The following is a 19,593-nucleotide window of genomic DNA, read 5'->3' as shown; positions in this document are numbered from 1 at the left end:
AGCAAGGTTGCTCGCAGGATGCGAGCAACACATCAGGACTCTATTTCACACGGTATTGTGGTCTTACTGCAACTAAATGCACCGTACTGGTGGTGCGCTCTAAAAAACCGCCTTCACAGTAACTTAAGTAAAATTTCCACATGCGGATAAAGTCTTCACCATAGTTTAAGGCTTTAATCTTGTCATAAGCCGCGTCAAAGTTTTCATGCCAGTGCTTTAATGTGCGCGCATAATCTTTGCCCATATCACTCACTGACCAGGTGACCATGTCGGTTTTTTTGGCGATGTGTTTAGTCATTTCACTAACCGAAGGCAGGCAACCACCAGGGAAAATATAACGCTGAATGAAATCAACGCTTTTGCGGTAGCTGTTATAACGCTGGTCGGCAATGGTAATTGCCTGGATTAGCATCCTGCCATTAGGCTTTAATAAGTGCTGTAGCTTTTCAAAAAAGCCCCCCAAATATTCATGACCCACCGCTTCAATCATTTCAATCGACACTACGCGGTCATACTCTCCGGTGAGCAGGCGGTAGTCTTGTTTAAGTAAGGTAATCTTGTCTTCTAGGCCTTCTTGCTTAACACGTGCAACGGCATAGTCGTATTGCGCATCTGAAATCGTTGTGGTTGTCACATTCACGCCAAAATGCTTGGCAGCATAAATGGCTAATGCCCCCCAACCTGTGCCAACTTCTAATAGTGTTTGCCCAGGCGTTAAATCTAAACGTTCACAGATAGTGTGCAACTTATGGATTTGCGCCTCATCTAACGTACTGTCGTCATTAGGGTATAGCGCACTTGAGTACATCATTTCTGGATCTAAAAACTGCTGATACATGTCATTACCTAAATCGTAATGCGCTAAAATATTGCGTTTAGAACCAGCCTCAGAATTGCGATTAAGCACATGCTTTAAGCGGCTAACACCATTACTTAACCATGAAAAATAACGCTCAATGTTGTCGAGTAATGCTAGATTGCGCGCAAACACTTGCACGACTTTGGTTAAATCTGGGCTGCACCAGTGACCTTGAATATAAGCTTCACCGGCACCAATTGAACCACCAAACACCACCTGACGATAAAAATTAGGGTGCATGACCTGCATCGTTGCATGGACATCACTTTTGGCATCGCCAAACTCTGCAGTCTGGTTGCCGTCTACAATCGTTAAATGACCTTCTGCAAGATGTGCGAGTGCACGTAATAAAATTTTTCTTGCCAGACTGTCTGATAAACCAGCTTGAGCCATGCTACTTTCTGTGGCTGTATTTTCCATTTTTTGTCTCCAGTTCATCACTGCGTAGGCTATATCACCTTATTCACAGTCAATACGTTGCGTCAGTCCATTTGGTTTACAATTGTTTTACTCACTCGTTAACCATGCTGATTAGATGGTTTGGTCGGCTGTTTACTGACAAAAGGGATTCGCTTAACAAACAGCTTGAGTGCCTGCCAGTAAATACCCAGCATAATGTTGGCTGTCATGAGCGGAAAACGCAGCATAAACTGCCGCACACTCTTTGCACTTATTTCTTGGCGTTTAAGTACCACACCAGCATCAAATAACTTATCGTTATTGGCGTTACGATTTTCAATGGTCACCTTTAAAAACTTAGCGGGCGCGGTAATTCGCCATAAATAATGCATGTCTAAATTCATAAACGGTGACACGTGAAACACCTTGTCGGTATGAGTGGTATGGGCGATATCAACAAGATAACAATGGCGTTCATTCCAGGGTGTGTTGCTCACTTCGGCCAGCATATAAACCATTTCATCATTGTGATAACAAAAGTAAAAATTCACTGGGCTGAAATAAAGACCGCAATGGCGAATTTGCCCCGAGAAAATAACTCTGTCACATTGCTGGTTAGCGCCTAAATGTTTTATTGTGGCCAATACCCGTTGTTTTAATGCCCTAGCATCATCACCATGGCACGCTGGCGGCAACACTAGTGCGTCAGAAAATTGTTTATCCAATTCATTTAAGTAATCGCTTGGTTTAAATTTTAGCGGGGTAAATCGGTCTGTCGAAAACAATTTACTGCTAGCACATATGGCATCAACCTCGTCTAAATCAATCGCCATCATCGCCAACTTGTAGCCAAAATTGTGCACTTTAGGCACATGTCGGCGATGACTCACCGTGCCAGTATAAATGCCGCTATGTAAGGTCTGTAGCGATGAAGTTATTGTCATAAGGTGATCCCAAAAAGATTACATACGTCAACAGCACTGCGCACGCCGTCTTCATGAAAACCGTTGTGCCAGTAAGCTCCGGCATAATAAGTATGACGTTTACCATTAATCAGCGACTTTTTAGCTTGCGACTTCATGCTGGCATCATTAAACACTGGGTGAGCATAGTTAAATTTACGCAAAATTTTTGACTCGTCAATCAAATCGGTTTGATTAAGTGTTACGCAAAATGTTGGCGCATCTTTAGGTAAACGCTGCAAAATGTTCATATTGTAAGTCACACTGGCAGGACGCTGAGCAATATCTAACTCATTTTCACCGTCTAGGCGATAATTCCAACTGGCCCAGGCCGCTTTGCGTTTAGGCAATACGTTAATGTCGGTATGTAACACCACTTCATTATTTTGATAGGCCATCGGTGCTAATATTTCTGTTTCATCCTGGCTTGGGTCGGTTAGCATGGCGAGTGCTTGATCGCTATGGCACGTCAACACCACATCATCAAACTGTTGCCACTCACCATTTAAGACTTGAATTTGCACGCCATCGTCATTGCGCTTAATCCCTGTCACCGGCGAATTAAGGTGTATACGCTCTTTAAACGGCGCGGTTAATGCCGGAATATAACTGCGTGAGCCGCCTTCAAGGACATACCATTGTGGGCGGTCGTTAATGTTGAGCAAACCGTGGTGTTGAAAAAATCGAATAAAAAATCGTAATGAAAAGCCACGCATATCGTCAATGCTGGCCGACCAAATTGCTGCGCCCATTGGCAAGATGTAATGCTCACAGAAAAAGGCAGAAAAATTATTTTGATCAAGGTATTCACCCAGCGTGGTGCTTGGGTATTTGTCGGCTTCGTAAATCGCTTTACAGCCATTATTAAAACGCACTATTTCGCCAAGGAATTTGTAAAAACTGGGGCGAAATAAATTACGACGCTGGGCAAACAAACTCCATAAATTATGGCCGTTATATTCAAGTCCAGTAATGGCATTATTAACGCTAAAGCTCATTTCGGTCGGCATAGATTTAATATTAAGCTGCGCCATGAGCTTTTCAAAACGAGGGTAAGTGCGGTCATTAAAGACAATAAAACCGGTATCAATCGCGTATTGCTTACCAGCAACTTCAACATCTACAGTGGCGGTATGGCCACCAATATAATCGTTAGCCTCAAAAACAGTCACCTTATGTTGACGGCTCAATAAGTGCGCGCAAGTTAAGCCTGAAATGCCTGTACCAATCACGGCGATGTTTTTCATTTAATAATCCTTGGAGTACGCTATCAAATCATTTTCAGAGTCATTTATTAACTGATTAATTAGACTTTTTTGCTAATAAAGACACTAACAATGACTCAGGTAATAGTGACGCTAATTTAAGTAACCAGGTAAATTTACCTGGAAAGTGAATTTCTTTTCGCTGATTGTTCATGCCATTAAAAATCGCTACTGCGGCTTGCTGGGCTGTGATTTGCATTGGCATCGCAAAATCGTTTTTATCGGTGAGTGGCGTTTTAACAAATCCCGGGCAAATCACGCTCACGCCAATATCGTGCTCGGCTAAGTCAACCCGTAAACTGCGGCCTAAATAACTGATCGCAGCTTTTGATGCACCATAGGCTTCAGCGCGAGGAAACGGTAAATAGGTTGCGCTTGAACTCATTAACCCAAGTTGCGCACCACTGCTAAGTAACGGTAAAAAATGCTCCAGACAATAGCCCATCGCAACCACATTTGTGTTAATGACTCGGGCAAATAATGCTGAGTCAAAATGCAATGCATCGTCGATGTACTCGCAACTGCCGGCATTGAGTATTACTTGCTGTAGTTTCCAGTGATTATCGAGCAACAACTGCTTAAGTTCTGTCGCTGCCGCTTGCACCTGTACACTGTCGGTAATATCAAATTCAAGTGGTGTCGCGCCGCTAATGTTTTGCAGTGCATGGCGGTTACGGCCACAGGCAATAACCGCCATGCCTTTGCTGATATAGTGTTCAGCCAACGCCAAACCAATGCCAGAGCTGGCGCCAGTAATTAATACGGCAGGTGATTTTGCGGTTGTCATAACCATTATTTTGCGGCTCTGTTTTTTAGTAAACCAATTAAACCACCTAAAAAGGGCACCTGCTCGTAAAGCATTTGGCCTAAATCGAAGTAGTCTCGGTGTGAGTAAATTTTGTCATCAAATTTAAGCTGCGACATGCCTTCAACGTGAATTGTTTGACCTTTATTAAGCTTGGGATGCGAATAAGCCATGGTCCAATACAATGCCGCCTGGCTGTTGTTATGGCTCACTACCACTTCTTTAATGTCAAACTCTATATGAGTGACATTAAGGTACATGTTGGCAAAATAATGAGTAAGATCGTCAATACCACTGACTTGATGCATAGGATCGCGAAAACGAATATCGTCACGATAAACTTGTCGTAGTAAATGTAAGTTATCTTTATTCAGTTGCTGATACATATTAATAAAGGCATCAACAATAGCAGGATGACCATTAATGGGGTTGGTATTTTCGCCCTTTAACGGTTTTGATGAAATATCAACTATCGACTGTGCGCTTTGCATTAACAGACTCCTATTTACGCGAACAAAGACTCCACGCGAGCATAAAAATAACAATGCCTTATATCACAATAAGATAACAGTATTTTATGTCGGTGAAGTAGATATAAATGAATTAATACTTAATACGTAATATTGGCAAAAACAGATCACAGTGGTAGGTGCAATACCATAGAGCCAGTAATAAGCAAAACGCCCGAGCTAAGCTCGGGCGTTTGTCATTCAATGGGTCAACAAAACAAATTAATAGCCGGTTTGTGCTACCGGTTGCCAATGCTTATCGACCTCGTCTTTAATAAAGGCTTGCTTAGCTTTAACCGCGTCGCCCTCGATAAACCCAATGGCTGCATGGGCTTTTTCTTTGGTGCTGTAATCTGGATACTCTACTTTTTCAACCGACAGTTGGCTCAACACTCTGGCTAATGCTTCACGGCCATAGGTAATCTGCTCGGTTGCCATATTTAGCAGCTCAACACCTTCTTTAGGGTTATGAGCATATAAACCGTGCGATGCCATGGCAAAATCCCAACGCCACTGTGCATGTCGAATCGCCATAATCGAATCGTTCATTTGTGGCCACGTTGCCCCGGCATCCCATGCCGCTTTCGCTTCATAATGTGCCTGAACTAATAAAGACTCTACGTTGCGTGCTTTGGCTTCAATATTGGCTTTGGTTTTATCGAGTTTTTTCACCATGGCTGCTTTACTGCTGTGACAACTGGCACAGGTTTGCTCAAAGTTATCCATGGCTCCTGCCACTTTATGATCGGTAAACGTATTACCCTGGACATCTTTTGTTACTGGCATATGACACGTTATGCACGTTACGCCTTTTTTAGCATGGGTAGAACGGCTCCAATGCTCAAATTCAGGATGACGTGCTTTTAAAATTGGCGTTTTCGAAATTGGGTGGATCCATTCATAAAAACGACGAGTATCGTAGTATTTCTCAATATCATCGGCTGTGCTGCCGAAAATCCACGGAATATTGACCTTATTGCTCTTTTCTGGCTGAAAGTAATACGTCACATGACACTGGCCGCACACCTGCGCCCCTTGCATCGTGCTGTCTTGCTTATCAAAGGGCAGTTTAACTTTTGCCATTGCATCTTGTGCATGTGGGCGCGGTAATGCCAGCTTTTCACTGCCATCAACATGACAGTCACTGCAATATACGACCGATTTTATCTCGCGGCCTAAATCAACAAAATTAGCAGCGGAATACCCTTCGATACCCTTTTCTTTCATTAATCTTGGTGCATCTGGGGTTTTACAGGTCCAGCAACTGGCTGATAAGCCTTTATCGCCTTCTGCTATTGCCACACCGGTACGTAAAGTATGAGTCACATCGGCTACTGCAAACTGGTGACCACGCGGGCTATGGTATTCTTTAGCAAATGATGAACCGGCCCACAAAATAATACTGGCAGGATATTGCGCCAACATGTCTTCGCGCTCTTCCTGCTCTACGGTTGCCTCCCAGGATGCAAATTGATTGGGAAATTTAATCTGATTTGGGTCGACCTCTGCGCTTTGCAAAGACCAGGATGTTAAGGTTAATAATGCCAACCCTGCAACAAGCACACCCAGACCAACTTTGCTGCGTAGTGGACGAGAAGCTTTCATCATTACTTCTACTAGTAAATTAATCATACAGTTTGCCTTTCATCAGAAATCATCGATACAAATTGAACATTACCCAGGACGACCATCGAGTCGAGGACGCATTAAAATAGGCGCATAAAACCACACAAACATCCCAAAGCCGATAAACCAAAACATCCCTGCAATCCATAACCACATTTGGGTGTGCTCTGGCATGAATAACGGCAATATTGCCCTAAACACGGCGGCTAACGCGATGCTCAAAAAGGCTAATGTCATATTGGGGCCTTGATAAATATTACGGCTAGTGTGGCCCAGTGATACGCGCGAGATCATTGATAAACACAATGCTGCAATACCGCCTACCGCAAACAGGTGTAACAAGGTGCGATAGGCATATTCGTTATTAATATTGATTGCCATTAACAACAAGGTAATTGGCAAAGAGACATACGCTAAATGCAAAGACCATAACATGGGCTCTTTTAAGGTTTTATGCCCTTGCCAGCGAGCAAAACGAATAAGATGCAGTCCACCAGCTACAGTCAGTAATATCTGCTCAATCCCTTTTGGAAGCCAATGACTAACAGCTTGTATAAACAATAATCCCATCACGAATAATAACGTGTTTTCTAATATACTAATGGGATCTGGCTTCGGTTGTTGAATACGCATGGCGGTAAAAAATGGAATAACCCGGCCCCCCACAATCGTAATCACCAATGCGAGCCACCAAATCATGCCTTGCCATAACTGAGTTGAGAGCGAAAAGTCGCGTTGATGTAGCGCATAGTAGCTCGCAAGGTTGACGACTAGTGCAACCACCAGCAACAAAGGGAAACCGATATTACGCCACTGCTTTACCGGGTAAATACAGCGCCACAAAGCAAAAGCACTCAACCCCAGAAATAAGCTGTCAAATAACGCGGGCACCACTAGCGGAATGTTCATTGGTAATAACAGCGTTAATCGGGCGATGAGCCAGCATGTAAATGTGACAATCAAACGGCGGCCTTTAATAGTGGGTTGATTGGTCCACGCTTGCACTGCCGTCAGTAAAAAGCCACATACGATGGCCATGGCAAAACCAAACAGCATTTCGTGCGGATGCCACCATAACGGCACCACATTGGCCCAAAACTCACTGTTAAATAAACTGTATTGCGGGGTAAACCAGCCCATTAACCATAGCGGAATGTACAACGCAGCCACCACGGCTCCGCCTAAAAAGAACGGCCTAAAGCCTAAGCGCCAGATTGCAGGGGTATGATCAATTTCAGCAGGGTCATCAATATTTAGCATAAGCAGCACACTCATTTAGTGAGTTAAGAGCAACAAGATTTAAACATGCACAAGACCTAAACATGTATAATATATAAATCTTTTATTGAAGCCATTGTATGCTGCTCAATGTATTACTTCAATCATTACCCTTCGCTAATGCAAACCAAGCTGGTCATACTGTGATCTAACGCAAAAAAGCCAACACTGAAATCAGTGTTGGCTTTTTATTTAACCTCATGGGAGAGATAAAGAGTAAGGTAATTAACCGCGCTTTAATGCACTCAACACGTCGATGGCTCTTAAGCGTGCCATTTTGTGTTCAACAATCGGCTTGGGATAAACTTGATTATCCGGCTGGGCAAATAAATCATTTATATTAACCGTTTTAGGCTCATGGATATCTTTAATCGACCAACGGGCAATTTCAGGAATATATCGCTTAATAAAGCTAGTGTCTGGGTCAAACTTACTGCTTTGAGTCATAGGGTTAAATACCCTAAAGTATGGCTGCGCATCACAACCGGTTCCAGCAGACCATTGCCAACCACCGTTATTAGCCGCTAAATCACCATCAATCAATTGCTGCCTAAAGTAGCGTTCGCCCCAACGCCAATCGACGAGTAAATGCTTAGTTAAAAAGCTCGCCACCACCATGCGTAAACGATTGTGCATCCACCCCGTTTGATTTAACTGTCGCATCGCGGCATCCACTATCGGGTAGCCTGTTTGGCCATCACACCAGGCCTGAAACTCCTTAGGGTTATTACGCCACACAATGCCATCACCCAACTCGTTAAAGTTATGCGCCATCGACAACCTTGGAAACGCCACCAGTAAATGGCGATAGAACTCTCGCCAAATAAGCTCATTAAGCCAGGTTTTAGCTGGGCAGGTATCGTCAACTAACGACTCGGGATAACGCGCTAAAATAGCCGCTACACATTGGCGCGAGCTTATCACTCCAAGCGCTAAAAAAGGTGATAAACGGCTGGTACCTTCAAGGGCAGGAAAATCTCGTTCAGCTTGATAGTCGGCCACTTGTTTTGCTAAAAATTGGTCTAAAACTCGTTTGGCTGCGCCCTCGCCTGCCGCCCATAGCTCGCTGCTACGTTTCGCACAATCAAATTCAATATTGGCAGGCAATGCTAATGCTGCCGCGACGGGAGCGGGTGCCGCTAAAGGTAATATAGCTCGTTGGCTTGCAACGCTTTTCCATTTTTTAGCAAACGGCGTAAACACCTTGTACATATCGCCAGACAGATTTTGCACTTGCCCTGGCGCGAGCAGGCAATCCTGGTCAATTAATGTCAGCGGTACACCATGTTCAATTAACTGGGCATCACGGCGCCGTTCGTTAATTTCGGGTTCGCTGCCAGCAAACACAGCGCTAATATTGTGCTGCTGTAAATACGCATTTAACGCGGCCTGGGTGTCACTAAACCATTGCAAATGCAGCACATCTAAGGCAATACCTAATGCTGCCAGTGACTGCGCTAACAAATTGACATGCCGCTCAATAAAATCAATTTGAATGGGCGCAACATCATGTTGCGCCCATTGCGATGGCGTCACTATGTACAGCGCCCGCACGTTACCTTGATGTTGGCAAGCAAACTCACAAGCTGCCACTAACGCAGGGTTGTCGGCAACGCGCAAATCTTGTCTAAACCACATCAGGCTATTCATCGTACTCATCAACACTCGACCTAGTAAGCATAACGAAGCTTAAGCGCTTCAGGATGTGGATTTAAATACACTTGCTCTTCTATATAAGGAGTATGAAACTCACGCACATAATGGTTAATCAAGGTAATAGGCACTAATAAAGGCAATAACCCCTGGCGGTATTTTAAAATCGATTCGCTCAATTCTTCTTTTTGATCTGCACTTAATTGCTTCTTAAAATAACCTTGAATATGTTGCAATGTGCTGGTGTGATTTTTACGCGTCGCAATAATTTTTAACGCCGTCATAAAGCCTTCGAAATACTGCTGCGCCGTTTGTTCTAGATCTTGGATGTCGGCTAATATTGGACCTAACTCGCGATACCATTTAGGGCTATGAGCCATGAGCAAGTATTTATAACGCGAATGAAACTGCATTAGTTTGTGTTTAGTTAGCCCAGACTGGTTCATTTTTTTCCAATCGTTGTAAGCAAATACGCGAGTAAAAAAGTTTTCTCGGATTGGTAGATCGTGTAAACGCCCTTCTTCTTCTACCGGCAAAAACGGGTAACGCTCTATTAATATTTTTGCAAAAACACCAACGCCTGTCTTACTGCCGTTATTAGTGCCAATTTTATATTCGGTTACGCGCTCCATTCCGCAGGTTGGCGACTTTGCACATAAAATATAACCACCTAGATAGTCGAGCTCTTCTACTTTGCTTCGAGAATATTCATTAAGCTTATCAGTCACGTCTAACGAGCCATCAGCACTTCTAATGTGCACAATGTCGCCGTCGCGAATTTGACGAATACTTTTGCGTGGTGCGCCCATGCCAATCGCCATTTCTGGGCAAACTGTGGTGTATTCAAAAAACGGTTCAATTTCTTGTTTACAGTAATAAGAGTTTTTATGGCCGCCATCAAAACGAACTTGATTGCCCAATAAGCAGCTGCTGATCCCAATTTGGATTTTTTCTGGCACAAATGTGACTGTATCTGGCATTTATAATACTCCTGAGACCGAATTGATTTTGCCTGTTTTCAAGCAAATCATACCCACTTACTTGTGGGTTTAATCTTTCATAATACGAAATGAAAATGAATTAAGTTCATTATTTATAGAACGTTTTCAGCTAAATTTGAAGCATAAAAAAGCAGAACCGAGATTCTGCTTGTCTATTTAGTTAAATAGTGAGGTCGTTGTACTTAACCAACCTGCGCCTTCGCTTTATGACCGACGTATTCAAGGCCCCACACCAAGGCAATACCGACCAGCGCACACACTATGGCCATGACAATTTGTGATGACTCACTAGTGACTTGTTCAAACTGAAACGGCGATAAGTTTTGCTCCAGTAAAGGCACTTGTTCGCCTTTACTGTTTTCGCGCCAGCTAATCACTTCTTTCCACGGCCAAATTTTACCTAATGTACCAAGCATCAACCCGGTTAAAAACAGCACAGTGGCATCGTGAAACTTACGCAGCAAGGCCGATAGCACATGGCTAAAGCTGAGTAAACCAATGGCAGCGCCTGCAGCAAAACATGCTAGATAAATAATATCAAACCCTTTAGCTGCTGCGAGTACCGCGGGATACATACCGAGTAACAGCAAAATAAAGCTGCCAGAAATCCCCGGCAAAATCATCGCGCATATTGCAATGGCGCCACAAAAGAAGAAGTTAAGGTAAGTAATCTGCATTTCAATGGGGTGCAACACCGTAATCGCCCACGCAAAGGCCACCCCAAGGGCAAACATGACAATGCGCAGCGCCGTGTACTTTTCGACCTGCTTTACCATGTGCACAACAGAGTAAATAATTAACCCAAAAAAGAACGACCATACCGGAATGGGATGGGTGGCCAATAGCCATGAAATCAACTTAGCTAAGGTAAAAATACTGGTTAAGATGCCGCCAAACACACATAACAAAAACGGCCCGTTAATGTGCATAAAAGCCGCTTTAATACCTTGCTGCTTAATAATGCCAAACAAAGATAAATTGATTTTGCGGATACCGTCTAACAGTGGATCTAATATCCCGGTAATAAATGCAATGGTTCCACCAGAAACGCCCGGCACCACATCGGCAGCCCCCATGGCCATACCTTTGATATAATTCAACAACAAGTTCGATTTCAAAATTTATCCTTAACGATTAAGCACTGGCGAAATTATACCTGTCGCTAAGCAAATGAGCGATGAAAAAGAGTGCCAAGCTCTTCACCCAAGGTTACAACAATGTTAATCTCATCCGACCAGAGAACCCATTGATTCAATAATTCGAGTTTTTCATATGACACCAACTAAACCTAATAAAGTCATGTCACTGTACAAAAAAGTGACCTCATACCCTTTCGGTAAACATATTTTTTCTAAAATGGTCGCCCGCATGGCACCCTATTTTGGCACGGTTCATCCTTACATTAACGAGCTAAAGGTGAATCGTTGCGAATGTTTAATTAAAAAACGTAAAAAAGTGCAAAACCATATTGGTACCGTGCATGTGATTGCGATTTGTAATGGCTTAGAAATGGCAATGGGTACCATGGCAGAGGCCTCTATTCCTGCACATTTACGTTGGATCCCTAAAGGGATGTCGGTTGACTATACCGCTAAAGCAGGGACTGATATTCTATGCGTCGCAGAGGTAACACCAGAGCAGTGGCAAGTGGGTGATATGTTAGTTGATGTAAAAGCCTATGACACCAACGGTGTGGTGGTGGTCCAAGGCCACATTAAGCTGTGGATCTCTGAAAAACCACAGAAATAGTCATAAAACAATCGTAAGATAATCATAAGATTATCTTTATTTTATTTTTTGCTAGGGAAGCACAATGTTAAAAAACGATCTCGCAAACGCAAGCAACAATCACCTGGGTAAAATTATTCCGGTATCGATATTACTGATTATTCTCATCAGCTTATATGGCAGCTGGTATACCGTCGATCAGGGTGAACGCGGCGTGTTATTACGTAATGGTAAAATTATCGATACCGCAGAACCCGGACTAGGGTTTAAAATTCCATTAATGGATACCGTGGTAAAAATCTCAACTCAAACACACACCGCAAGTTATCAGGCGCTGCAAGCCTATAGCCGCGATCAACAACCAGCAACCTTGCGCGCATCAGTTACCTTTAGCGTACCGCCCGATCGCGTTGAAGAAGTTTATGCCAAGTTTAAAGGCATCGACTCAATGGTTTCGCGCTTGCTTGATCGCCAGGTGCCGACTCAAGTTGAGAACATTTTTGGTAAATACACTGCTATCTCTGCGGTACAAGAGCGTATTAAGTTTGGTATTGACGTGACAGATGCCATTACCAAGTCAATTAAAGGCCCAGTAACGATTACCTCGGTACAGATAGAAAACATCGATTTTTCTAATGCTTATGAAAAATCGGTAGAAGACAGAATGCGCGCCGAAGTCGAAGTACAAACCCAATTGCAAAATCTTGAAAAAGAACGTGTTAGCGCGCAAATTGCCGTTACTCAAGCACAAGCAGAAGCTGACTCTCAGTTAGCGCGTGCTATTGCAGAAGCCGAGAGTATTCGGATTAAAGGTAATGCTGAAGCCTCGGCAATTAAAATCCGTGCCGAAGCATTAGCGCAAAACCAAAACCTGGTTGAATTAACCAAAGCTGAGCGCTGGGACGGTAAGCTGCCTACCACCATGTTACCGACTGGCACGATCCCGTTTTTAGAAGTACAGAAAAAGTAATCCATAACCTTAAGTCAGCGTTGTGGATGCGTTTAATCCTCAATAACGATTAACATCTTAAAAAACCAAGCACAATGCTTGGTTTTTTATTGCCTCACGCGTAAATTAGCTAAAGCTTTAATCATCCAAAAGGACTTCTGCGATTAACAGTGCAACTCACATGGACGAGCAATTAGCTTCGACTCAACCACAACGCTTAGCCAATCTTGACGCCATTCGTGGTGTCGGTGTATTGGGTATTTTCTTTTTAAACATCTACTTTATGGGCAATAGCTTTTTTGGCTATTCGCCGCATGCTGTACAGCCGATTAGCGACATTACCATTGAGCTGTTGAGTAACTTTTTCCTGGAAGGCCGTTTCTTTAGCTTATTCGCAATGTTGTTTGGTGCGGGTATGTTAATTCAATTTCAAAAATACCAATCTGAGTTAACTCTTGGTTCATCACAAACCTTTCTCAAACAACAAAAGTGGCGTTTATATTGGCTGATTTTATTTGGGATTATTCATGGAATTTTTATCTTCCCGGGTGATATTTTACTGTCGTATGGCGTCAGTGGATTACTGGCTTTTAAGTATCGCTACCTCGATGCTGATGCGTTAATTAGGCAGGCAAAATGGTTTATTTTTATGTCGCTTATTCCAATCACCTTGATATCGCTATCGCCAGACGACCAGGTATACTTGCGTGACTCAACGTTATTTATGGAGCAATTATCAACCTGGACGGGCAGCTATTCAGAGCAATTAGTGCTGCACCTAATGATGTTTGGTTACATGGTGATGGTCATCCCACTGACACTGATGTGGTTTATTGCTGGGCTGATGTTAATCGGCATGGCACTGTATAAACGCGAAGTATTTAGCAAGGGATTAGACGCCAAGACACTCAAACAAAGTCTCTTTTGGGCTGTGACGTTATCATTAGTCGATTCAGTATTGAGCTTTAGCGGTAATACACTATTAGTGGCGCTCTCTGACGTGATTTTACTGTTAAGCGCCATCGCCTGTGCTTTGGTGTATATCCATATCATTTGCTTGTTGTGTAAAAACAGCTCACAGCGTTTAACCGCGCTGCAAAACGTCGGTAAACTGGCATTCAGTTTATATATTCTCCAATCCATTGTTGGGATTATACTGCTGCGCTACCTTGCCCCTGAATGGCAGCAACAGTTAGATAGAACGGGCTATATGTCTATCGCAGTCATTTACACCATGGTGCAACTATTGCTTGCGCATTGGTATTTACGTTATTTCAAACAAGGCCCATTGGAAAAGCTGTGGCGCTATTTAGTGCTAAGACGTGGCTAATCGCGGTAGGCATTGAGAGAAACAACACCTCGTTACCTGTAATTACATCATCTGAAAGTGAAAAACGCCCATATGAACAAATTTGCCTGGCTAATGTTAACCGTGCTCTCCATGGTGAGCGCATTGATTCAACCCTGGCTAACCGCAGTTTTTTTATCGCTTAATGTGTTAACCGTGACCTTGTATTACCTCGATAAACACGCGGCAATTAAGAGCTCGCGCCGTATCAGTGAAAAAACACTTCACCTTTGTGCATTATTGGGCGGTTGGCCCGCAGCCTTGCTGGGCCAACATCATTTTCGCCATAAAACCCAAAAGATACCTTTTATTCGGCTACTGTGGTGCTGCATTGTGGTTAATATTGCCGTGATAAGCGCTGCGGGTTATGTCTATTTTGATTGGACCACAGTGCAAATGTCATAAAGCATTAACAGCATCTACCGCGAAACAATAACCCGCTTGCAAAATAGATTTGGCGTTGTTTGATAGCGTTTATCATTTTGCGGTAAACTCATGCCACTAAACCTATTTTATTGAGAAAAATTATGCGTATGATTTTGGCCGTTGTGGTCATTGCTGGAGTAATATTTTATTTTTTCAGCCAGATGAATAACTCCAAGGCAGCAAAAGAAAACATCGAAAAAGGCAAACTGTTTTTAGCCGAGAACGTTAAACGCGAAGGTGTAATACAAACCTTGTCAGGCCTGCAGTATGAAATCCTCACCAAAGGCGACAATACTGAACACCCAAAAGCCAACAGCAAAGTGACAGTGCATTACCATGGCACCTTAATCGACGGCACTGTATTTGACAGCTCAGTTGAACGTGGCGAAACCATTAGCTTTGGCTTAAACCAGGTGATTAAAGGCTGGACTGAGGGTGTGCAATTAATGAGTGTTGGCGATAAGTTCCGTTTTTATGTCCCAAGCCAGCTTGCCTACGGTAACCGCTCAACCGGTAAAATCGTGGGTGGTTCAGTACTGATATTTGATGTTGAGTTGTTTGCGATTAACTAACCTCAGCACAGATAAACAGTTATCAACATAACAAAGCCTCCGAGATGGAGGCTTTGTTTTTTAACGCATGTGCGTTTAAGTAATCAGCTTTAACCTAAGTAAAACGGATCATCAATCGATTTGGCTGGTTGGGTAAACCACTTCGGCCCTTCACTGGTCATGTAAAAATGATCTTCATGGCGAATACCAAACTCACCCGGCACGCATAACATGGGCTCGTTACTAAAACACATGCCACTGGCCAGTAACGTTGAGTCATTACCAACTAAATACGGCCATTCATGAATATCTAACCCTATACCATGACCAGTGCGATGCGGTAAGCCTGGTACCTGGTAACCTGGGCCAAAGCCTGCATCTTGTAATACTTTGCGCGCCGCGACATCAACATCACAGCATGGCGTGCCAATTTGCGCGGCATTAAAAGCGGCAATTTGTGCATCTTGCTCTAACTGCCATAACTGGCGCTGACGCTCATTGGGCTCACCAAATACATACGTACGGGTAATGTCTGAGTTATAGCCGTGCAACTGACAGCCGGTATCAATCAACACAGTGTCGTTAAGTGTTAATGATTTTGGCGACTTAACCCCATGTGGATAGGCGGTGTCTTCGCCAAATAACACAATGCAAAAATATGAACCTTGTGCCGCGCCTACAGCATAGTGTGCCTGATCGATAAAGCTTTCGACCTCTGCAGTAGTAATGCCTTCACGTAATATACTCGCAGCGGCTTTATGCACTTCAAGCGTCATGTCTTTAGCGCGTTGCATTAAAGCGATTTCGGCAGTGGATTTAATCATACGACAACCCGCTGTTACGGTTGTTGCACTGGTAAAGCGATGCTGAGATGCCGCTTGAGCGATGCCGTCGCTAATAAAGAAGGGCGTCGATTCATCAATGCCGATTTTGGCTTGGGTTAACCCCATATTGTTGAGCACATCGGCAAATAACTGATAAGGGCTTTGGTCTTCGTGCCAGGTGTTTACTTGGCCTTTAATGGCCATATACCCTTGCAAGGTATCGAGTTCAAATGCAGGGGCAATATATTCAATATGACCCACGGCAGGAATAATCGCGCCCACCATACGCTCACTTGAAAACCAACGCGTGCCACTAAAATAGTACAAGTTTGTGCCTGCATTAACATAAATGGCATCTAAACCATGTTGCGCCATTAATTGCTGCGCGCGCGAAATACGCAGCGTAAATTCATCATCACTTATTGCTGCCACGCCCTCAGCCATGTGGGTTAATTTAGCTAACGCTTGCTGTGGGCTTACACCACCAACACCGATTGTCATAACGTTTCCTTTATTATTGTTATTATTACGTTTAAATAAAGCATTCACTCCGGGCTAGGATACCGTCTGTTTGTCATTGTTACCATGCATACAATATCTGTTTACAATATAAGTTTACAATTTTAGCTTGCCTATTCTTAGCTACTTCGCTTGCAAGGCTTGTACTGCCCTTGCGATAATTGCACTTCATTTACAGAGCTGAGTCCATCAGTCGCCTCCCACGGAGAAACCATGTCCAATATTATTGCTACGCGCCTCAATGCCATTCGCCAACAACTTGAAGTGAACCACATCGATGCCTTTATCATTCCCCGCGCCGATGAATACTTAGGTGAATACGTGCCTGCCCGCAATGAGCGTTTACATTGGGCTACTGGTTTTACCGGTTCTGCTGGTATGGCGATTGTATTAAAGGACCGCGCCGCTATTTTTACCGACGGGCGTTACACTGTGCAGGTTCGCCAGCAAGTCGATGGCAGTTTATTTGAATATTTAAGCCTGTATGACGACCCACAAATAGACTGGCTCATTGACACCTTACCCGCTGGCGCCAGTGTGGGTATCGACAGCCGTTTGCACACCCTTGCATGGTACCAACAAACCAAAGCACAGTTTGATAAAGCCCAAATCAACCTGGTTGAAGTGAATGACAACCCCATTGATGTGAGTTGGTTAGATCGCCCAGCAGCATCTGCAACGACCATGACCTTATTTAGCCATGAGGGTGCTGGGCGTAATAGCGTAGAGAAACGCCAACAAATTGGGGCCTTAGTAAAAAAACAAGGCGCTCACGTGGCGCTTATCGCCGCATTAGATTCGTGTTGCTGGTTATTGAACATCCGCGGAAACGATGTGCCACGCTTCCCCGTCATACTGGGCTGCGGCCTATTATCGGCCAATGGCGACATGACCTTTTTTACCGATTTAGCTAAAGTACCGCAAAATATTGCCGAGCATGTAGGCGCTGGGGTGAGCTTTAAAGATGAAGCTGAATTAGCCACTGTGTTAACCCAAATGGAAGGCGTTAAGTTATTAGCCGACCCGCATTCAGCCAATGCATTCTCACAATTACTGGCACAAAAAAGTGGTGCTAAGCTGATTGTTGGTACCGACCCAGTTGCCTTACCTAAGGCGCAAAAAAATAGCGCAGAACTCGCGGCTATGCGCGCCTGTCATATCCGTGATGGTGTTGCCGTTAGCCGCTTTTTAGCCTGGTTAGACAGTCAGGTTGAGCAGAAAATCATGCACGATGAAGCGCAACTGGCAGACAAATTAGAGAGTTTTAGATTGCAAGACCCACTGTATCGCGAGCCAAGTTTTGACACTATCTCAGCCACAGGAGCCAACGCTGCCATGTGTCATTACAATCACAATAATGGCACCCCAAGCACCATGACCATGGACAGTATTTATTTGGTTGACTCTGGCGCACAGTATATCGATGGCACTACCGATGTGACCCGCACTATCGCCATTGGCAATGTGACTGACGAGCAGAAAAAAATGGTGACCTTAGTATTAAAAGGCCATATTGCATTAGATACTGCACGCTTTCCTAAGGGCACATCTGGTCAGCAACTCGATGCTTTTGCACGCCAATACTTATGGCAACATGGTTTTGACTATGACCACGGCACAGGCCATGGCGTGGGCCATTTTTTAAGTGTGCATGAAGGCCCGCAGCGCATTGGTAAAAACGTTAACGGTGTTGCGCTGTTACCTGGCATGGTGTTGTCAAACGAGCCAGGTTATTACCGCGCCGACGGTTTTGGTATTCGTATTGAAAACCTAGTGGCGGTACAACCTTGCCTCGCATTACAAGGTGCTGAACGTGAAATGTATGAGTTTGATGCATTAACTCACATCCCAATGGATGCCCGCTTAATCGACAAGTCATTATTAACTGATTTTGAAGTGAATTGGTTTAATCAATACCAGCAAAAAGTACGTCAAACCCTTGCGCCATTAATGCAAGGCGACGAGCTAGCCTGGTTAAATAAAGTCACAGTGGCTATTTAAGCGCTAGCATTCAATAAAGGCATAAAAGGCTTAGGTGAGATGATCACACTAAGCCTTTTTAATAAGTAATCCCAATCCGCTTATTTACGTTTTTTAAAGCGTCCGATTAATTTTGCTAGCGCTACCGTGATTAACATAGGCACACCAATCAAAATCAGCTCTTTCACAAAGGGCAATATGTACATCAGTATAGAGGGCATTTTACCTTCGCCCTCGCCATGTGTATAACCCTGCGAGTTTATCTGCTCTGCCCAACTGGTCCACTCAAGTGATACCAGCATCACGCTCACTAAAATGGATATGGCTAACACATAAAATAAACGTGACTTCCATTGATATTGTAGGTATTTCATCGTTATGCCTTTTTGCTTACCATGCGTTTAGTCAGTTGCACTATCCAGTTCCAGTGTAACGCTAAGTGAATACCAATCATTGGCATAATTAGCGTCGCGGAGTCATGGTGCACTTTAGACCAAAAGTCTTGAATATTAATGTCAATTTGCAGTGTGGGTAACAGCGCTACCGACACAAGAAAACCACTGACAGTTGCTAGCAACATCATTAAGTAAAGCAGGTAATTCCACACGGTATTAAAGCGTTCTTTCGCGGAAATTTTTGAAAACAATCGCTTAAAGCTGTGGGTTATCCAGTCCCAATGCAACAATAAATGGATTGCAAATGGCACAATAAACAATAAGCTTAACCATTCATGCAGTGGCACGCCGGTAGCCTGAGGGGCTGACACAATCATAAAACTCACCAGTAACAGGGCATCCATTACATAGCGGGTTTTCTGCAAGTTTTGTTTCCAATCGGACATGATTTTTATAACCTTTAAATCACTTATATTTATTGATATTGGGCACACTAGACAGCAAATAAACTAACCT

Annotated in this window: 19 protein-coding genes; 6 read left to right on the top strand and 13 right to left on the bottom strand. The window is 43.7% G+C overall.

All coding sequences use genetic code 11. The annotated features are described in order from the left end of the window. Positions 1–40: 40 nt before the first annotated feature. The 10 genes from GQA99_RS12100 to GQA99_RS12055 form a co-directional block, all read right to left on the bottom strand. On the bottom strand, positions 41–1,279 hold the full coding sequence (locus GQA99_RS12100; RefSeq protein ID WP_160054134.1) for an SAM-dependent methyltransferase: 1,239 nt from the start codon (positions 1,277–1,279) through the stop codon (positions 41–43). A gap of 98 nt (positions 1,280–1,377) precedes the next feature. Next, positions 1,378–2,202: a DUF1365 domain-containing protein gene (locus GQA99_RS12095; RefSeq protein ID WP_160054133.1), complete on the bottom strand. Its 825-nt coding sequence runs from the start codon at positions 2,200–2,202 to the stop codon at positions 1,378–1,380. Next, positions 2,199–3,467: an NAD(P)/FAD-dependent oxidoreductase gene (locus GQA99_RS12090; protein WP_160054132.1), complete on the bottom strand. Its 1,269-nt coding sequence runs from the start codon at positions 3,465–3,467 to the stop codon at positions 2,199–2,201. Before GQA99_RS12090 ends, GQA99_RS12095 begins: the two co-directional genes overlap by 4 nt. Positions 3,468–3,522: 55 nt before the next feature. Continuing rightward, positions 3,523–4,278, bottom strand: a complete 756-nt coding sequence (locus GQA99_RS12085) for an SDR family NAD(P)-dependent oxidoreductase (RefSeq protein ID WP_160054131.1) — start codon at positions 4,276–4,278, stop codon at positions 3,523–3,525. Further along, the gene (locus GQA99_RS12080) at positions 4,278–4,676 is read right to left on the bottom strand and encodes a nuclear transport factor 2 family protein (RefSeq protein WP_229785878.1); all 399 of its coding nucleotides are present in this window, start codon (positions 4,674–4,676) and stop codon (positions 4,278–4,280) included. The genes GQA99_RS12085 and GQA99_RS12080 overlap by 1 nt, the downstream gene beginning before the upstream one ends. Before the next feature lie 345 nt (positions 4,677–5,021). Then, entirely contained in the window at positions 5,022–6,431 is a 1,410-nt protein-coding gene (locus GQA99_RS12075) for an ammonia-forming cytochrome c nitrite reductase subunit c552 (RefSeq protein ID WP_160054129.1), read from the bottom strand. A 42-nt stretch (positions 6,432–6,473) separates the two neighbouring features. Further along, positions 6,474–7,685: an NnrS family protein gene (locus GQA99_RS12070; RefSeq protein WP_160054128.1), complete on the bottom strand. Its 1,212-nt coding sequence runs from the start codon at positions 7,683–7,685 to the stop codon at positions 6,474–6,476. A 243-nt stretch (positions 7,686–7,928) separates the two neighbouring features. After that, entirely contained in the window at positions 7,929–9,362 is a 1,434-nt protein-coding gene (phrB, locus tag GQA99_RS12065) for a deoxyribodipyrimidine photo-lyase (protein ID WP_160054127.1), read from the bottom strand. An 11-nt stretch (positions 9,363–9,373) separates the two neighbouring features. Continuing rightward, on the bottom strand, positions 9,374–10,336 hold the full coding sequence (locus tag GQA99_RS12060; protein ID WP_160054126.1) for a YbgA family protein: 963 nt from the start codon (positions 10,334–10,336) through the stop codon (positions 9,374–9,376). A gap of 203 nt (positions 10,337–10,539) precedes the next feature. After that, positions 10,540–11,475 (bottom strand): polyprenyl-phosphate transporter, encoded by a 936-nt coding sequence (locus GQA99_RS12055; RefSeq protein ID WP_500691081.1) that lies wholly within the window; start codon positions 11,473–11,475, stop codon positions 10,540–10,542. Between the two features lie 154 nt (positions 11,476–11,629). Between GQA99_RS12055 and GQA99_RS12050 the strand changes: the two genes are divergently transcribed. The 5 genes from GQA99_RS12050 (at position 11,630) to bamJ (ending at position 15,380) form a co-directional block, all read left to right on the top strand. Beyond that, complete coding sequence (locus GQA99_RS12050) at positions 11,630–12,106, top strand: hotdog fold domain-containing protein (protein ID WP_160054125.1); 477 nt, start codon at positions 11,630–11,632, stop codon at positions 12,104–12,106. Positions 12,107–12,170: 64 nt separating this feature from the next. Beyond that, positions 12,171–13,055 carry a prohibitin family protein gene (locus GQA99_RS12045; protein ID WP_160054124.1) on the top strand — a complete coding sequence of 295 codons (885 nt, stop codon included), beginning with the start codon at positions 12,171–12,173 and terminating at the stop codon, positions 13,053–13,055. 160 nt (positions 13,056–13,215) lie between these two features. Further along, complete coding sequence (locus tag GQA99_RS12040) at positions 13,216–14,364, top strand: DUF418 domain-containing protein (protein ID WP_160054123.1); 1,149 nt, start codon at positions 13,216–13,218, stop codon at positions 14,362–14,364. A 72-nt stretch (positions 14,365–14,436) separates the two neighbouring features. After that, on the top strand, positions 14,437–14,787 hold the full coding sequence (locus GQA99_RS12035) for a DUF1294 domain-containing protein (protein WP_160054122.1): 351 nt from the start codon (positions 14,437–14,439) through the stop codon (positions 14,785–14,787). 122 nt (positions 14,788–14,909) lie between these two features. Then, on the top strand, positions 14,910–15,380 hold the full coding sequence (gene bamJ, locus GQA99_RS12030) for a BamJ family beta-barrel-assembly machinery protein (RefSeq protein WP_160054121.1): 471 nt from the start codon (positions 14,910–14,912) through the stop codon (positions 15,378–15,380). Between the two features lie 89 nt (positions 15,381–15,469). Here the strand turns inward: bamJ and GQA99_RS12025 are convergent, their stop codons facing one another. Continuing rightward, positions 15,470–16,684, bottom strand: coding sequence for a M24 family metallopeptidase (locus tag GQA99_RS12025; protein WP_160054120.1), 1,215 nt, complete (start codon positions 16,682–16,684; stop codon positions 15,470–15,472). A 231-nt stretch (positions 16,685–16,915) separates the two neighbouring features. Here GQA99_RS12025 and GQA99_RS12020 point away from each other — a divergent pair, with 231 nt between their 5' ends. Beyond that, the gene (locus GQA99_RS12020) at positions 16,916–18,703 is read left to right on the top strand and encodes an aminopeptidase P family protein (protein ID WP_160054119.1); all 1,788 of its coding nucleotides are present in this window, start codon (positions 16,916–16,918) and stop codon (positions 18,701–18,703) included. 80 nt (positions 18,704–18,783) lie between these two features. Here the strand turns inward: GQA99_RS12020 and GQA99_RS12015 are convergent, their stop codons facing one another. Both GQA99_RS12015 and GQA99_RS12010 read right to left on the bottom strand, forming a co-directional pair. Beyond that, positions 18,784–19,056 carry a hypothetical protein gene (locus tag GQA99_RS12015; protein ID WP_160054118.1) on the bottom strand — a complete coding sequence of 91 codons (273 nt, stop codon included), beginning with the start codon at positions 19,054–19,056 and terminating at the stop codon, positions 18,784–18,786. Positions 19,057–19,058: 2 nt separating this feature from the next. Continuing rightward, positions 19,059–19,523, bottom strand: a complete 465-nt coding sequence (locus GQA99_RS12010; RefSeq protein ID WP_160054117.1) for a DUF4405 domain-containing protein — start codon at positions 19,521–19,523, stop codon at positions 19,059–19,061. Between the last annotated feature and the right edge of the window lie 70 nt (positions 19,524–19,593).

It is taken from the genome of Shewanella litoralis, from assembly GCF_009828585.1.
In the GTDB taxonomy this organism is placed as follows: Bacteria; Pseudomonadota; Gammaproteobacteria; order Enterobacterales; family Shewanellaceae; genus Shewanella; species Shewanella litoralis.
This window is presented reverse-complemented; position numbering and strand designations above follow the sequence as displayed.

Excerpts from the sequence above, each read along its gene's own strand:
- GQA99_RS12075 (WP_160054129.1), bottom strand. The coding sequence starts at position 6,431 with ATGATTAATTTACTAGTAGAAGTAATGATGAAAGCTTCTCGTCCACTA.
- phrB (WP_160054127.1), bottom strand. The coding sequence starts at position 9,362 with ATGAGTACGATGAATAGCCTGATGTGGTTTAGACAAGATTTGCGCGTT.
- GQA99_RS12080 (WP_229785878.1), bottom strand. The coding sequence starts at position 4,676 with ATGTATCAGCAACTGAATAAAGATAACTTACATTTACTACGACAAGTT.
- GQA99_RS12035 (WP_160054122.1), top strand. The coding sequence starts at position 14,437 with ATGAACAAATTTGCCTGGCTAATGTTAACCGTGCTCTCCATGGTGAGC.
- GQA99_RS12050 (WP_160054125.1), top strand. The coding sequence starts at position 11,630 with ATGACACCAACTAAACCTAATAAAGTCATGTCACTGTACAAAAAAGTG.
- GQA99_RS12040 (WP_160054123.1), top strand. The coding sequence starts at position 13,216 with ATGGACGAGCAATTAGCTTCGACTCAACCACAACGCTTAGCCAATCTT.
- GQA99_RS12095 (WP_160054133.1), bottom strand. The coding sequence starts at position 2,202 with ATGACAATAACTTCATCGCTACAGACCTTACATAGCGGCATTTATACT.
- GQA99_RS12085 (WP_160054131.1), bottom strand. The coding sequence starts at position 4,278 with ATGGTTATGACAACCGCAAAATCACCTGCCGTATTAATTACTGGCGCC.
- GQA99_RS12020 (WP_160054119.1), top strand. The coding sequence starts at position 16,916 with ATGTCCAATATTATTGCTACGCGCCTCAATGCCATTCGCCAACAACTT.
- GQA99_RS12070 (WP_160054128.1), bottom strand. The coding sequence starts at position 7,685 with ATGCTAAATATTGATGACCCTGCTGAAATTGATCATACCCCTGCAATC.
- GQA99_RS12045 (WP_160054124.1), top strand. The coding sequence starts at position 12,171 with ATGTTAAAAAACGATCTCGCAAACGCAAGCAACAATCACCTGGGTAAA.
- GQA99_RS12010 (WP_160054117.1), bottom strand. The coding sequence starts at position 19,523 with ATGTCCGATTGGAAACAAAACTTGCAGAAAACCCGCTATGTAATGGAT.
- GQA99_RS12060 (WP_160054126.1), bottom strand. The coding sequence starts at position 10,336 with ATGCCAGATACAGTCACATTTGTGCCAGAAAAAATCCAAATTGGGATC.
- GQA99_RS12100 (WP_160054134.1), bottom strand. The coding sequence starts at position 1,279 with ATGGAAAATACAGCCACAGAAAGTAGCATGGCTCAAGCTGGTTTATCA.
- GQA99_RS12025 (WP_160054120.1), bottom strand. The coding sequence starts at position 16,684 with ATGACAATCGGTGTTGGTGGTGTAAGCCCACAGCAAGCGTTAGCTAAA.
- GQA99_RS12090 (WP_160054132.1), bottom strand. The coding sequence starts at position 3,467 with ATGAAAAACATCGCCGTGATTGGTACAGGCATTTCAGGCTTAACTTGC.
- bamJ (WP_160054121.1), top strand. The coding sequence starts at position 14,910 with ATGCGTATGATTTTGGCCGTTGTGGTCATTGCTGGAGTAATATTTTAT.
- GQA99_RS12015 (WP_160054118.1), bottom strand. The coding sequence starts at position 19,056 with ATGAAATACCTACAATATCAATGGAAGTCACGTTTATTTTATGTGTTA.